This is a genomic window from Xenorhabdus bovienii SS-2004, assembly GCF_000027225.1.
Lineage (GTDB): Bacteria > Pseudomonadota > Gammaproteobacteria > Enterobacterales > Enterobacteriaceae > Xenorhabdus > Xenorhabdus bovienii_C.
Window position 1 is genome coordinate 4013785 of the sequence record NC_013892.1, and the last position, 14462, is coordinate 4028246.

General features: G+C 44.5%; 10 protein-coding genes. 4 read left to right on the plus strand and 6 right to left on the minus strand.

Features of this window, described 5'->3' with window-relative positions; genetic code table 11:
* Window positions 1–145 precede the first annotated feature (145 nt).
* The 4 genes from wzzE to trxA form a co-directional block, all read right to left on the minus strand.
* Entirely contained in the window at window positions 146–1201 is a 1056-nt protein-coding gene (gene wzzE / locus XBJ1_RS17820; RefSeq protein WP_012990441.1) for an ECA polysaccharide chain length modulation protein, read from the minus strand.
* A 32-nt stretch (window positions 1202–1233) separates the two neighbouring features.
* Complete coding sequence (wecA, locus tag XBJ1_RS17825) at window positions 1234–2322, minus strand: UDP-N-acetylglucosamine--undecaprenyl-phosphate N-acetylglucosaminephosphotransferase (protein ID WP_038199506.1); 1089 nt, start codon at window positions 2320–2322, stop codon at window positions 1234–1236.
* A 331-nt stretch (window positions 2323–2653) separates the two neighbouring features.
* Window positions 2654–3913: a transcription termination factor Rho gene (gene rho, locus XBJ1_RS17830; protein WP_012990443.1), complete on the minus strand. Its 1260-nt coding sequence runs from the start codon at window positions 3911–3913 to the stop codon at window positions 2654–2656.
* A gap of 683 nt (window positions 3914–4596) precedes the next feature.
* Complete coding sequence (trxA, locus tag XBJ1_RS17835) at window positions 4597–4923, minus strand: thioredoxin TrxA (RefSeq protein ID WP_038199518.1); 327 nt, start codon at window positions 4921–4923, stop codon at window positions 4597–4599.
* 135 nt (window positions 4924–5058) lie between these two features.
* On the opposite strand from trxA, the gene rhlB reads away from it, so the two are divergent.
* Both rhlB and gppA read left to right on the plus strand, forming a co-directional pair.
* Window positions 5059–6342, plus strand: coding sequence for an ATP-dependent RNA helicase RhlB (gene rhlB, locus XBJ1_RS17840; protein WP_012990448.1), 1284 nt, complete (start codon window positions 5059–5061; stop codon window positions 6340–6342).
* Window positions 6343–6350: 8 nt separating this feature from the next.
* Window positions 6351–7859 carry a guanosine-5'-triphosphate,3'-diphosphate diphosphatase gene (gene gppA / locus XBJ1_RS17845; protein WP_012990449.1) on the plus strand — a complete coding sequence of 503 codons (1509 nt, stop codon included), beginning with the start codon at window positions 6351–6353 and terminating at the stop codon, window positions 7857–7859.
* Window positions 7860–7906: 47 nt separating this feature from the next.
* Here the strand turns inward: gppA and rep are convergent, their stop codons facing one another.
* On the minus strand, window positions 7907–9937 hold the full coding sequence (gene rep / locus XBJ1_RS17850) for a DNA helicase Rep (RefSeq protein WP_012990450.1): 2031 nt from the start codon (window positions 9935–9937) through the stop codon (window positions 7907–7909).
* An 800-nt stretch (window positions 9938–10737) separates the two neighbouring features.
* Between rep and XBJ1_RS17855 the strand changes: the two genes are divergently transcribed.
* A complete protein-coding gene (locus XBJ1_RS17855) occupies window positions 10738–11853 on the plus strand; it encodes a class II histone deacetylase (RefSeq protein WP_012990452.1) in 1116 nt (371 codons plus the stop codon).
* 87 nt (window positions 11854–11940) lie between these two features.
* On the opposite strand, the gene ilvC is transcribed toward XBJ1_RS17855, so the two are convergent.
* The gene (gene ilvC, locus XBJ1_RS17860; protein ID WP_012990453.1) at window positions 11941–13419 is read right to left on the minus strand and encodes a ketol-acid reductoisomerase; all 1479 of its coding nucleotides are present in this window, start codon (window positions 13417–13419) and stop codon (window positions 11941–11943) included.
* A gap of 143 nt (window positions 13420–13562) precedes the next feature.
* On the opposite strand from ilvC, the gene ilvY reads away from it, so the two are divergent.
* Window positions 13563–14444, plus strand: coding sequence for an HTH-type transcriptional activator IlvY (gene ilvY, locus XBJ1_RS17865; RefSeq protein ID WP_012990454.1), 882 nt, complete (start codon window positions 13563–13565; stop codon window positions 14442–14444).
* Window positions 14445–14462: the final 18 nt, after the last annotated feature.

The window sequence follows — 14462 nt, forward strand, 5'->3', positions numbered from 1 at the left end:
GTCAATCATTACTGATGCTTCCAGAAAAGGGCGCTTTTTTACCGCCATTTCTATCCCTGCTTCCGATATATGTGTATGTAGCATACAGACCATCGGAAATAGTCATTATTTTGTATTCCCCGAATAAAACTTATTTGAGCTGATTTTATGTGTGCGAACGCCTTGTCAGCGCGACTCCAGCTCCGACCAACAGACCAATAGCTCCCCACATAATCATCATGAATACACGGCGGGGACTGTCTCGGTTGACAGGCACCTCAGGGGTTCTGAGGTAACGGTAGGTCTGGAAAGTATTTTGCAGAGTCGGGCCAACATTCAATGTAGCCAACATCGCTATGTTTTGATCATAATCAATGCTGTAATTAGGCCCAGTGGCTTCCAAGGTTTCAATTTGTGATTGCAGTAATGGCGCCCCCATCATAAACATCTGGGATTCAGGTAATTCTTCAATGGGAATGTCTGTTTGATTACGGTTGATGCCTTGTTTTTCAGCTATTTTCAATGATTGCTGTAAGACATTCAGTTTGCGATTGTACATCGCCTTGGCGACCATTTCCTGACGTTTGACCAGCGCTTTCATCGACTGGATACGGGTTGCCCACGCACCTTTAATCTCATTGTTCAGGTGAGTACTCGCACGTTGATTGGCAAACGCCATATACTCTCGCAGAAACTGATTAGCATTCACTGCCGTTTCTGCCGTCAATTTTATGACTTCATTCGGTAATTTTTTATCATCACGCCGTACCACTTGAATCGTATTAATTAACTCTTCCAGCAATACCGCATCTGCTTTCTCATTACCTTCTCTGTACTGTTTGTAATAATTAGACTGAAGCCAGAATTCGCGGCGGGTATCATACGCCACCACCTGTGTGATGAATTCCTTGTATGCACCATCTGAAATAGTCGGCAGTTGTACCTCTGGAGAGGCATTGATGTGAGTATCCAGATTGCGCAAAAATTGTTGTTGTGAATAGTAACTCCCCAGATCATTGGTCGTCGGTAAATCCACAATAGCGGTTGCGCTCCATTTCTGCTGCATCAGGTACGACGCACCTAAAGCAACGGCAGCGAAAATCATTGCCAGTGCGATAATCCATATCTTTCCGCGCCACAGAGCATGACACAGTGCACGAATATCCAACTCATGCTCTATAACAGATTGATCCTGCTTAGATTTCGTTTCTGAGTTTATCACTGCCCAAAACCTCTTTGATAAGCCAAATGTTTTTAGTGATGGCTGACTGCCCGGCGCATACGACGCTTGCACCGTTTAATAAAACGGGCTACCCGCCATGCTCGTTTGATGCAATAGCCATACAACATAAATGCAAGCAAAAACAATGCCAACATAACCCACTCAGGCACAAAACTCAGGTGTTCACCAATGATCCCTATCGATGCCAATAAAGCAGCGGCCACGGTAATTAAGATAAATGCCTGACGGGAAGTGAAACCCGCACGCATGATCAAGTGGTGAATATGCTGGCGATCGGGCGAAAACGGACTCATACCCTTGCGTAGTCGGCGATACATAATGGCAACCATATCCATTAATGGGATCGCGATAATCCACAATGCAGTCACTGGATTAATCGAACTGTGTTCGCCCTGAGTTGTTTCAGTCAGCAACCAGATAATGGTAAAGCCGATCAGAGTGCTTCCCGCATCTCCCATAAAAACTTTGAAACGTTTCCCGAGTAGCCCCAGATTGAGAAAAATATAAGGTAATATTCCCGCGATAAACGCAAAACACCAAAACGCCAGTGCCGTATTACCGTTTACATATAGCAAAATTCCCAATGCCCCGAAAGAAACACTGGACAGACCACCCAACAAGCCATCAATCCCATCAACCATGTTAAAGGCGTTAATGGCAGCCCAGACAGCAAACAAAGTAACAACGTAGCTGAATGGACCCAGTGTCATTTCCCATGAACCAAAAGCGCTGCCCAAACTTTCAATTTTGAGATCAGCAAAATACATCATGCTGATGCCAACCAGTGCCTGAATTGCTGCCCGAATTTTCACACTAATATCAAAACGGTCATCTAACGCGCCGATAAAAACCAATATTCCCGCACAAGCCAGATATAACCATTTATGAGGTATAAATTCTTTTGTTATAGCAAAAGCAAAAAAAACGCCAAAAAAGACAGAGATACCACCTACCAGAGGGATTAATCCATGGTGGCGCTTGCGGTAATTCGGCTTATCAACAAGGCCGATAATTTTTGCCACCTTGCGTGCCACAAACAGAAACACGGATGAAAATATAAATATGCAAAAAATTTCGACACTCATACTGGGAATATTCACAATAACAACTCTCTGTAAAATAATGATGGATCATCTATTATTCATTGACTTATGGATGTTCCATTCGACACCAAATCCATAAGTTCCCTGTTAATAAAGAAGACATTCTGTCTATGTATAAAAATAAAGCAAATAGATAATGTAAGCTGTAGAGCATGACTAATAATGGTTTCCTAAGCATTTGTAAATGATTGCGCCCAGAAAACACTCACTTAATCTGATGAAAAAGATGCAAAATATGTACCATTTCAGGCGAACAGGTTAATCCCTTGATAAAAAAACGCCACATTCTTGTGGCGTTTTGACGAAATGACTATTTATCAGTTACAAACTATGAACGTTTCATAAAGTCGAAGAATTCTTCGTTTGTTTTTGTCATAGCCAGCTTGTTGATAAGGAATTCCATCGCATCAGCTTCGCCCATCGGATGGATGATCTTACGCAAGATCCACATTTTTTGCAGTTCATCCTGCGTAGTGAGCAATTCTTCTTTACGTGTACCAGAGCGGTTGTAATCAATGGCAGGGAAGACGCGTTTTTCAGCGATCTTACGGGACAGGTGCAGTTCCATGTTACCTGTACCTTTAAATTCTTCGTAAATAACTTCGTCCATCTTGGAACCCGTATCAACCAGCGCAGTTGCGATAATGGTCAGGCTACCACCTTCTTCAACGTTACGAGCCGCACCAAAGAAACGCTTTGGACGATGCAGTGCATTAGCATCCACACCACCGGTCAGTACCTTACCGGAAGCAGGAACTACAGTGTTATACGCACGAGCCAGACGGGTAATGGAATCCAGCAGGATAATAACGTCTTTTTTGTGCTCAACCAGACGTTTTGCTTTTTCGATAACCATTTCAGCCACTTGTACGTGACGAGAAGCAGGTTCATCAAAGGTTGAAGCAATCACTTCACCTTTTACCAGACGCTGCATTTCAGTGACTTCTTCTGGACGCTCATCGATCAGCAGAACCATCAAGACGCAGTCTGGGTAGTTGTTGGCAATGTTAGCCGCAATGTTTTGCAGCAGCATGGTTTTACCTGCTTTTGGCGGAGCAACAATCAGGCCACGCTGCCCACGGCCAATAGGTGCTGCCAAATCCAGAACACGTGCAGTCAAATCTTCAGTAGAACCATTGCCACGCTCCATGCGCAGACGATTGTTGGCATGAAGTGGAGTCAGGTTCTCAAACAGGATTTTATTACGGGCGTTTTCAGGCTTGTCAAAGTTAACTTCGTTAACTTTCAACAGGGCAAAATAGCGTTCACCTTCTTTTGGTGGGCGAATTTTACCTGAAATGGTATCACCAGTACGGAGGTTAAAACGACGGATTTGGCTAGGAGAAACGTAGATATCATCGGGACCTGCAAGGTAGGAGCTGTCTCCGGAACGGAGGAAACCAAATCCATCCTGCAATATCTCCAGTACCCCATCTCCGAAAATATCTTCTCCACTCTTCGCATGCTGTTTGAGAATAGAAAAAATAATGTCTTGTTTGCGCATACGAGCCAGGTTTTCCAGCCCCATATTTTCGCCGAGAGTAATCAACTCAGATACCGGCGTATTCTTTAATTCGGTAAGATTCATAATGGTGGGTTCTTTAACTCGGGGTATATCTCGAACTATGAACGTGAATGGTATGGCAGCGTTATCGGTGCCTGTTTATTTGTACCAGAAACGAATAAAACCTTTTAACATATTAACTAATATTACAAGGCAATAGTTTGAAGTACTCAGATTGATTTCAAAATAAGGCTGACAAACTGTCAAAACACGGCTGAGATAATAGTAACGAAACGTGGTTAATTTCAAATATAAGAACTATCTCATCATAAAAACTATCTTATCGTAAGCATTATCTCAATGTGAGTACTGTCTCAGTAAACACAACTTCAGCAAATACTATCTCAATAACGATTGAGATATAAAAAAGCGCGACATAAAGATGCTTAACATAGAGACGCTGTCAGCACCAAGCTATATACCGAATGATTCCCGTATATATGCTCTCAAATACTTTGCCAAATGCGATATGCCATCAGATACTTCAGATGAACCAGAGATAACAGATTTATCAGACACTACAGATTGTTTAGTATGTAACATGCTTAATGTCAATTCTTTATATAGATTGAAGAATCCACTGATGCAATGCTTCATACAAGCACATGACTGCTAACTTACCATGCTTCGTTGCAGACGTCTAGCGGTCAGTAAGATAAATCACTTTATCCGCTAAACGCCCGTGATTACTGTGATCAGACTCTAAATTAGATATGTGAGTCTAAAAACGCTTTCAGTTGCGTTTTTGACAAAGCCCCTACTTGCGTTGCGACCTTTTCACCATCTTTAAACAACATCAGTGTTGGAATACCGCGAATACCATGAGCTTTTGGTGTTTGTTCGTGATCATCAACGTTCAGTTTGGCAACTGTCAGTTTGCCTGCGTATTCTTCGGAAACTTCGTCTAAAATAGGGGCAATCATTTTACAGGGACCACACCATTCAGCCCAGAATTCGATGAGAACTGCGCCTTTTACATTTAATTTTTTTGCATCAAAATCCGCATCAGCCAAATGGATGATACGATCACTTATAATCTTCTCGTTCATTATTTTTGCTCCAAAGTAAAATTTTTTACGGTCCCAGTGTACATTAACCAACATAAACGTGTCTTTATTTCAGCGGATACACTTTCTTAAAGCAATAGTTAACTGATATTCTACCACACTATGAGCAAAACACATTTGACAGAAAAGAAGTTTTCCGACTTCGCATTGCACCCCAAGGTCATTGAAGCCCTTGATAAAAAGGGCTTTTCCAACTGCACGCCAATACAGGCGCTAACTTTGCCTTTTACTGTCGAAGGCCGAGATGTTGCGGGGCAGGCACAAACCGGAACGGGCAAGACGCTGGCATTTCTGACGTCTACTTTTCATTATTTACTGACCCATCCTGCTGCGGCAGATCACAAAACCAATCAGCCAAGGGCGCTGATTATGGCCCCCACCCGCGAATTAGCCGTCCAGATTTACTCTGACGCGGAGGAGTTGGCAGAAGCCACGGGACTGAAAATGGGGCTTGCCTACGGTGGCGACGGCTATGATAAGCAGCTTAAGGTTCTGGAATCTGGCGTCGATATCGTGATTGGCACAACAGGTCGTTTAATCGATTACACCAAACAAGGATATGTCAATCTTAATGCTGTTCAGGTTGTGGTACTGGATGAAGCCGATCGCATGTACGATTTGGGCTTTATCAAAGATATCCGCTGGCTGTTCCGCCGGATGCCTGTTGCCGCTCAGCGAATGAATCTGCTGTTTTCCGCTACCCTGTCTTATCGAGTGCGTGAACTCGCCTTTGAACAGATGAATAGTCCTGAATATGTGGAAGTGGAACCCTTACAGAAAACGGGGCATCGCATTCAGGAAGAGCTGTTTTATCCTTCCAATGAAGAAAAGATGCGTCTGTTACAGACCCTGCTGGAAGAAGAGTGGCCAGATCGCTGCATCATTTTTGCCAATACCAAACACCGCTGCGAAGATATCTGGGCCCATCTGGCTGCCGATGGGCATCGTGTTGGTCTGCTGACGGGTGATGTTGCGCAGAAAAAACGTCTGCGTATTTTGGAAGAATTCAGTCTGGGAAATCTGGATATTCTGGTCGCCACTGATGTTGCTGCCCGCGGTCTGCATATTCCTTTTGTAACCCATGTATTTAACTATGATCTGCCGGACGACTGTGAAGATTACGTCCACCGCATTGGCCGTACGGGTCGCGCAGGAGAAAGCGGGCATTCAATCAGTCTGGCATGTGAAGAATACGCTCTGAATTTAACGTCGATCGAAGAGTATATCCAGCATCAGATCCCTGTAAGCAAATATAACAGTGATGCACTGCTGATGGATTTACCTGTACCCAAGCGCCGTAACCGCGCTCGTTCAGGAGGGCACCCACGGCGCACCAATATGTCGCGCCGTGGAAATCCGACTCGCAACCGTAAACATCCAGGCTGAGTAATACTATGCTGAGTTCTTCTTCGCTCTATGCCGCTATCGATTTAGGCTCAAACAGTTTTCACATGCTGGTTGTCCGTGAAGTATCTGGTAGCATTCAAGTGGTCACCCGTATCAAGCGCAAGGTCAGGCTGGCCACTGGGTTGGATAAAAATAACCATTTATCACAACAGGCAATGGAGCGGGGATGGCAGTGCCTTCGCCTATTTTCCGAATATTTGCAGGATATCCCTGCCTCGCAGATCCGCGTTGTCGCTACGGCAACATTGCGATTGGCTGTAAATTCGGCTGATTTTGTCGGGAAAGCCTCTGAAATATTGGGCAATCCAGTCAAAATCATCAGTGGTGAAGAAGAAGCTCGGCTGATTTATCAAGGTGTTGCCCACACGACAGGTGGGTCTGAAAAGCGTCTTGTGGTGGATATTGGTGGTGGCAGTACAGAATTGGTTACAGGCACCGGAGCAAAAGCCAATCAGTTGTTCAGCCTTGAAGTGGGTTGTGTCACCTGGCTGGAACGCTACTTCAATGATCGCAGCCTGACAGAAGAAAACTTTGCACAGGCAGAATCCGCTGCCCATCATATTCTCGCCCCTATCACCACGACCCTGCTTAAGCAGGGTTGGCAGATTTGTGTTGGTGCCTCCGGTACAGTGCAGGCGTTGCAGGAAATCATGATCGCACAGGGAATGGATGAACTTATCACCCTGCCGAAGCTACAACAGCTTAAATACAAGGCGATTGAGTGCGGCAAGCTGGAAGAGCTTGAAATCGACGGGCTGACATTGGAACGGGCATTAGTTTTCCCTAGCGGGCTGGCAATTTTAATTGCCATCTTTCAGGCACTGAACATAGAAAGCATGATCCTTGCGGGAGGTGCACTGCGTGAGGGGCTGGTTTATGGGATGCTGGATTTCCCCATTGAGCAGGATATCCGTACAAGAACCCTGTGCAATATTCAACATCGTTTTCAACTGGATATTGAACAAGCTCTGCGTGTCAAACAACTGGCCGAACATTTTTGTCAGCAGGTCGCCACGGTATGGAATCTGGATGCCCGATGTCGCGAGTTGTTGACCAGCGCCTGTCTACTTCATGAAATCGGCTTATGTGTCGATTTTCGCCAAGGCCCGGCTCATTCAGCGTATCTCATCAGTCATTTGGATCTTCCCGGTTATACTCCCGCCCAAAAAAGATTACTGGCAACGCTGTTGAACAATCAAAGCGGCCCTATAGATCTGGCCTCACTCAGTCAGCAAAATGCCTTGCCACCGTTACAGGCACAGCAATTATGCCGCTTGTTACGTCTGGCTATTATTTTTGCCAGCCGTCGGCAAGATGATACTTTGCCGGCCTTGCGGCTGCGGGTTGAAAATGAGACGCTCACCATCACCCTGCCCTATCAGTGGCAAATGCAGCATCCACTCAGGGCTGAAGCCTTACATCAGGAAATCCAGTGGCAAAGTTATATTCAGTGGACATTGTTCCTTGAAGAGCAGAATAACTCCCATCTCGGATAATCTACCTATCCCTGTATTCAACGCGAATACAGGGTATTCATCAGATTTTATTTATCGCTGTTTTTCTGACCAAGCCCCAAACGGGATTTGATATCAGCAAGACGCGATTGCCCTTGCTTCATTCGATCTTCTGCACTGATCATCTTTTTGCCTCTCGGCCAGTGCAAATCATCCTGCGGCAACTCCAGCAAAAATCGGCTCGGTTCAGGCCGAATCAGCTCACCATACTGACGACGCTCTTTGCTGAGGGTAAAAAATAGCTCCCGCCGCGCTCGGGTGATCCCGACATAAGCCAGACGTCGCTCTTCGTCGATATTATTTTCATCAATGCTGCTTTGATGCGGCAACAAACCTTCTTCCATACCCACCAGAAAAACATAAGGGAACTCTAACCCCTTGGATGCATGCAATGTCATCAGCTGAACCTGATCCAATTCCTCATCGTCTTCCCCACGTTCCAGCATGTCTCGCAGGGTAAAACGCGCCACAACTTGCGACAGCGTCATCGGTTCATTCAGGTCATCCCCTTCAAACATTTCACTCATCCAAGTAAAAAGCTGATTGACGTTTTTCATCCGCATTTCAGCCGCTTTTGGGCTAGGTGACGTTTCATACAGCCAGCTTTCATAGTCCATACCGCGCAGCAAATCCCGCACTGCCAGCAATGGCTCACGCTCGGCCTGGCGGGAAATTTCATCCATCCAGTGGGTAAAGTGCTGTAGCGCAGCCAGCCCGCGACCTGTCAGACTCTGCTCCAGACCGAGATCAAAACTGGCGTGATACAAGCTTTTGTTACGCTGATTTGCCCACTCGCCCAATTTCTGGATTGTCATCGCGCCGATTTCTCGACGTGGGGTATTGACGATCCGTAGAAATGCACTGTCATCGTCGGGATTAGTCAACACCCGCAGATAAGAGAGTAAATCCTTTATTTCAGGGCGGGAAAAGAATGAAGTTCCCCCAGAAATGCGATAAGGAATACGGTTTTGCATCAGCATTTTTTCAAAAATACGAGACTGATGATTGCCTCTATATAGAATGGCGTAATCTTTATATTCGGTTTTATTAATAAAGTGATGAGCGAGCAACTCTCCCACGACTCGCTCTGCTTCATGATCTTCATTATTTGCTTCGATCACCCTGAGCGGATCACCATAGCCCAGTTCTGAAAACAGTTTTTTCTCAAATACATGGGGATTATTAGCAATCAGAATATTCGCGGCCTTCAATATCCGCCCTGATGAACGATAATTCTGTTCCAGTTTGATCACGTTCAACTGAGGAAAATCCTCATTCAGCAGGATCAAGTTTTGTGGGCGCGCACCACGCCATGAATAGATGGATTGGTCATCATCACCCACTACGGTAAAACGTGCCCGATTGCCCACTAATAGTTTCACCAATTGATACTGACTGGTGTTGGTATCCTGATATTCATCCACCAGCAGATAACGAATTTTATTTTGCCAGCGTTCCCGAACCTCTTCATTCTGCATTAACAGCAACGTCGGTTTGGTAATCAAGTCATCGAAGTCGAGAACGTTGCAACTGTTCAAATGCAGATCATAACGGCGATAACACTCCGCAAATTGATGCTCCTGCGCCGAACGAGCCTGTCTAATCACCTGCTCGGGTGACATCAGATCATTTTTCCAGTTGGAAATACTGGAGTTCAGTTTTTGCAATAGATCCTTATCTTCTTCCAGCAAATCCGCCGTCAGATCTTTCAGCAGTACCCTCTGATCCTGATCATCGAACAGCGAAAAGTTACTCTTCATACCCAGCGCTTTGTATTCACGCTTGATGATTTCCAGACCCAGAGTATGGAAAGTCGAAATCATCAGCCCTCTGGTTTCCTTGCGCCCCAAAGTCTGCGCGACACGTTCTTTCATTTCCCGTGCCGCTTTGTTGGTGAAAGTCACTGCGGCAATATGACGTGCCTGATAACCACAGGCACGGATCAGGTGGGCAATTTTATTGGTGATTACTCTGGTCTTGCCGGAGCCTGCACCTGCCAGAACCAGACAAGGCCCTGTGACAAATTCAACCGCTTGTTGTTGACTAGGATTTAATCGCATACTTTTTAGGGGGTTATATCAGGATAAACATCAGAGGTAAGAAGTGTAGCAGAAAGGGCATTTTCTTTACATAAATTGGTTATCGAGAGACGAAATAATTAAGTTATTCTATTTTTTAACCCTCACTTATATGACAATTATTTTTCAAATTATATTGAAATAAAAAACAACAAACTCTTTATATAATAAACAATTAAAAAATTTAAATATTTATTTTTAATATTAAATTAATAAAGATAAGTGAGATAAAATAGAATACCTATAGATATTACTCATATATAATTTCGAACCAATATTTTTTACAATTATTTATTATACTTTCAATGACTATATTATTAAGAAAAAATAAACTTTTACGATATTCTATTTACATTAATATTATCCCTCTCCTTAATACTAATAAACACCAACCTTAATCTTAGTGATATAAATTTATATCTTATTGTTATTTAACACTTATTATTTTATATCTGTACATACTGGCAAAAAAACCCAATTATATATTATTCATTAGCTTGTCAAATCATGATAATAAATATTTATTTCATTGCTTTCATTTAAATATCAATAAATTAAAGAGTACAAAAAATTTTATATTTAATAACAATTTTAATTAGTCGCGGATTCATTATTATTTATAATCTAATTTTGTGATATAGATTGAAATTTTTTTTATAAAAATAGATTTATTACCTTCTTCTATGCAATAGTAAATCTCTACTTACAGTAACACATAATATCTGTTTAACTTAATTAGCACTATCATCTTATTATCATCGAATCAATAAAATGGGTGTAATATGCTACGTAAAACTGGCTTTTTCTTTGATGAACTCTGTTTCTGGCACAATATGGGTTCCATGCATACCTTCATATTTCCCGTAGGTGGATGGATACAGCCGCCGTGCGGGGCAGGACATGCCGAATCACCAGAAACCAAACGCAGAATGAAAAGCTTAATGGATGTTTCCGGTTTAAGTCACTCATTAGAGCTAATGAGTGCCGAGCCTATTGATGAAGCAACGTTAAGGCTCGTTCACACAGAATCTTATTTACAGCGCTTTAAGTATCTGAGCGATAACGGCGGCGGTACATTGGGGTCTGAAGCATCACTGGGTGCAGGCAGTTATGAAATTGCCAAACTGTCCGCAGGGCTAACCTATGCAGCAGTAAAAGCCGTCTTGCAAGGTGAATTGGATAATGCCTACAGCCTTTCTCGTCCCCCCGGCCATCATTGCCTACCCGATCAAGCCATGGGCTTCTGTTTCCTCGCCAATATTTCTCTTGCGATTGAAAAAGCAAAAGAACAACTGGGCCTTGGCCGGGTAGCCGTCGTCGACTGGGATGTGCACCACGGTAATGGAACACAACATATCTTTTGGCAACGGGATGATGTACTGACAATTTCACTGCATCAGGATCGCTGCTATCCGGCAGGTTACAGCGGCGAAAGCGATATCGGCGAAGGTCCGGGTGAAGGGTTCAATATCAATATTCCACTGATGGCTGGTGCGGGTCATGACAGCTACATGTATGCCATGGATCAAATTGTCATGCCGGCACTGCGACGTTACCAGCCTGAGCTGATTATCATTGCCTGTGGCTATGATGCCAATGGCTTTGATCCGCTGGCACGGATGCAGCTGCATAGTGACAGTTTCCGTGAGATGACGCGTAAAATGCAGCAGATAGCGGATGAGTTCTGTCATGGCAAACTGGTGATGGTACACGAAGGCGGTTATTCCGAAGCCTATGTGCCTTTCTGTGGTTTGGCCGTAATGGAAGAATTGTCTGGCGTTCGCACTGAAGTCATTGATCCGGCTCTTGCCATACTCGAATTGCAGCAACCGAGAGCACCTTTTGAAACTTTACAGCGTCAGGCAATCGATGATCTGAAACAACAGCTTAGCCTGTAAATTCCCATAAAAAACAACGCCTGATAGAATCTCATCGGGCGTTATTTTATGGAGGTTCATCTCTATCAGATCGACCTGATAAGCAAATTATCCACCCACTGCAATGCGTTGCATATCGGTCATATAACCACGCAGAGTACGGCCAATAGTCTCAATCGGATGGTGACGAATCGCTTCGTTAACATCACGTAATTGGGCATTATCGATACTGCCGTCTGCCACGGGTTTACCCATGTCCCCTGCCTGCAAGGTAGCCATAAATTTTTCTTTCAGTAGTGGAACCGCAACGTGAGAGAACAGGTAATTACCATATTCCGCCGTATCAGAAATCACCACATTCATTTCATACAGACGCTTACGAGCAATGGTATTCGCAATCAATGGCAGTTCATGCAGCGATTCATAATAGGCTGATTCCTCAATAATGCCGGCATCCACCATAGTTTCAAACGCCAGCTCCACCCCAGCTTTGACCATCGCTATCATCAGCACGCCATGATCAAAGTATTCCTGCTCGCTGATATTGCCGCTGTGATCCGGGTAGTTTTCGAATGGTGTCTGGCCTGTTTCTGCACGCCAAGTCAGCAGGTTTTTATCGTCATTTGCCCAGTCTGCCATCATAGTAGAAGAAAACGTTCCAGAAATGATGTCATCCATATGTTTCTGGAACAACGGTGCTAAAATAACCTTCAACTGTTCGGAAAGGGCATAAGCACGCAGTTTTGCTGAGTTGGACAGGCGATCCATCATCAATGTTATGCCGCCTTGCTTCAGGGCTTCCGTGATGGTTTCCCAGCCAAATTGAATCAGCTTACCGGCATAACCCGGCTCTGTTCCCTCTGCCACCAGCTTGTCATAACAAAGCAGAGAACCCGCCTGTAACATACCGCATAAAATGGTCTGTTCACCCATTAAGTCCGATTTTACTTCAGCCACGAAAGAAGATTCCAGTACACCAGCGCGATGAGCCCCCGTTGCGGCAGCCCATGCTTTCGCGATGGCCATGCCTTCACCTTTCACATCGTTTTCCGGATGCACCGCAATCAAAGTAGGGACACCGAAACCACGTTTATATTCTTCACGAACTTCCGTACCCGGGCATTTAGGCGCAACCATCACGACGGTGATGTCTTTACGAACCAGCTCACCCACTTCCACGATATTGAAACCGTGAGAATATCCCAGTGCAGCACCTTCTTTCATCAAAGGCTGAACTGCCTGAACCACCGTAGAATGCTGTTTGTCTGGTGTTAGGTTAATGACCAAATCGGCCTGTGGGATCAACTCCTCATAGGTGCCGACCTTGAAGCCGTTTTCCGTTGCCTTACGCCATGATGCGCGCTTTTCTTCAATCGCTTCTTGACGCAATGCATAGGCAATATTCAAACCAGAATCACGCATGTTTAGACCCTGATTAAGTCCTTGCGCACCACAGCCGACAATGACTACTTTCTTGCCTTTTAAATATCCTGCTTCGTCAGCAAATTCTTCCCGCGCCATAAAACGACATTTGCCTAACTGCGCTAATTGCTGGCGCAGGTTCAACGTATCAAAATAATTAGCCATGGTGACTCCGATGTTATTGTTGTGAGGTCGTTTGCATCGTTCCAATATATGCCATGAAAGCTATTGCTTAAATTGATATATTAACAAGATTATGTTGCATTTTATGCAACAGCAAATTTGTTACGGTAGAAGGCCAAAATTCGATGGATATACGTGATTTAAAACTGTTTTTACATCTTGCAGAAAGTTGTCACTTTGGACGCACGGCCAAAGCTATACATGTCAGTCCATCCACACTTTCACGCCAAATCCAACGACTTGAAGAACTATTAGGACATCCGTTATTTCTGCGGGATAACCGGACAGTCAAGCTCACTTTCGCAGGTGAACAGCTAAAACAATTTGCCCAACAGACGCTCCTGCAATATCAGCAGTTACGCCATTCATTAAATCACCAGAGTCCCTCATTGAGCGGTGAATTACGTCTGTTCTGTTCAGTTACGGCGGCTTATAGCCATCTCCCGCAGGTGCTGGATAAATTCCGGGCAGAGCACCCCTTGGTAGAAATAAAACTAACAACGGGAGATGCCGCTGATGCCGTCGATAGGATCCAATCTGATCAGGCTGATTTAGGCATTGCAGGCAAACCGGAGAAACTGCCCCATAATGTCAGCTTTACCAAAATAGGTGAAATCCCTTTGGTATTGATTGCCCCTTCCCTGCCTTGTGCCGTGAGAACACTTGCCACACAGGAACAACCTGACTGGAATGCCATTCCTTTTATTCTGCCGGAACATGGGCCTTCACGTACACGCATCGAACTTTGGTTTCGCCGGAATAGCATCCCTAATCCTTTGATTTACGCCACCGTTTCAGGCCATGAAGCCATTGTTTCGATGGTTGCGTTAGGTTGCGGTATCGCGCTGATCCCGGCGGTTGTCGTCGAAAATAGCCCAGAACCTGTACGCAATCGTGTGTCCCTGTTAGAGAATATTGCGCTGGTCGAACCGTTTGAGTTAGGCGTCTGTACGCTGAGTAAGCGCTTACAGGAACCATTGGTTAAAGCATTTTGGGGGATGTTGTGAACAATTCTTTATTCTGAA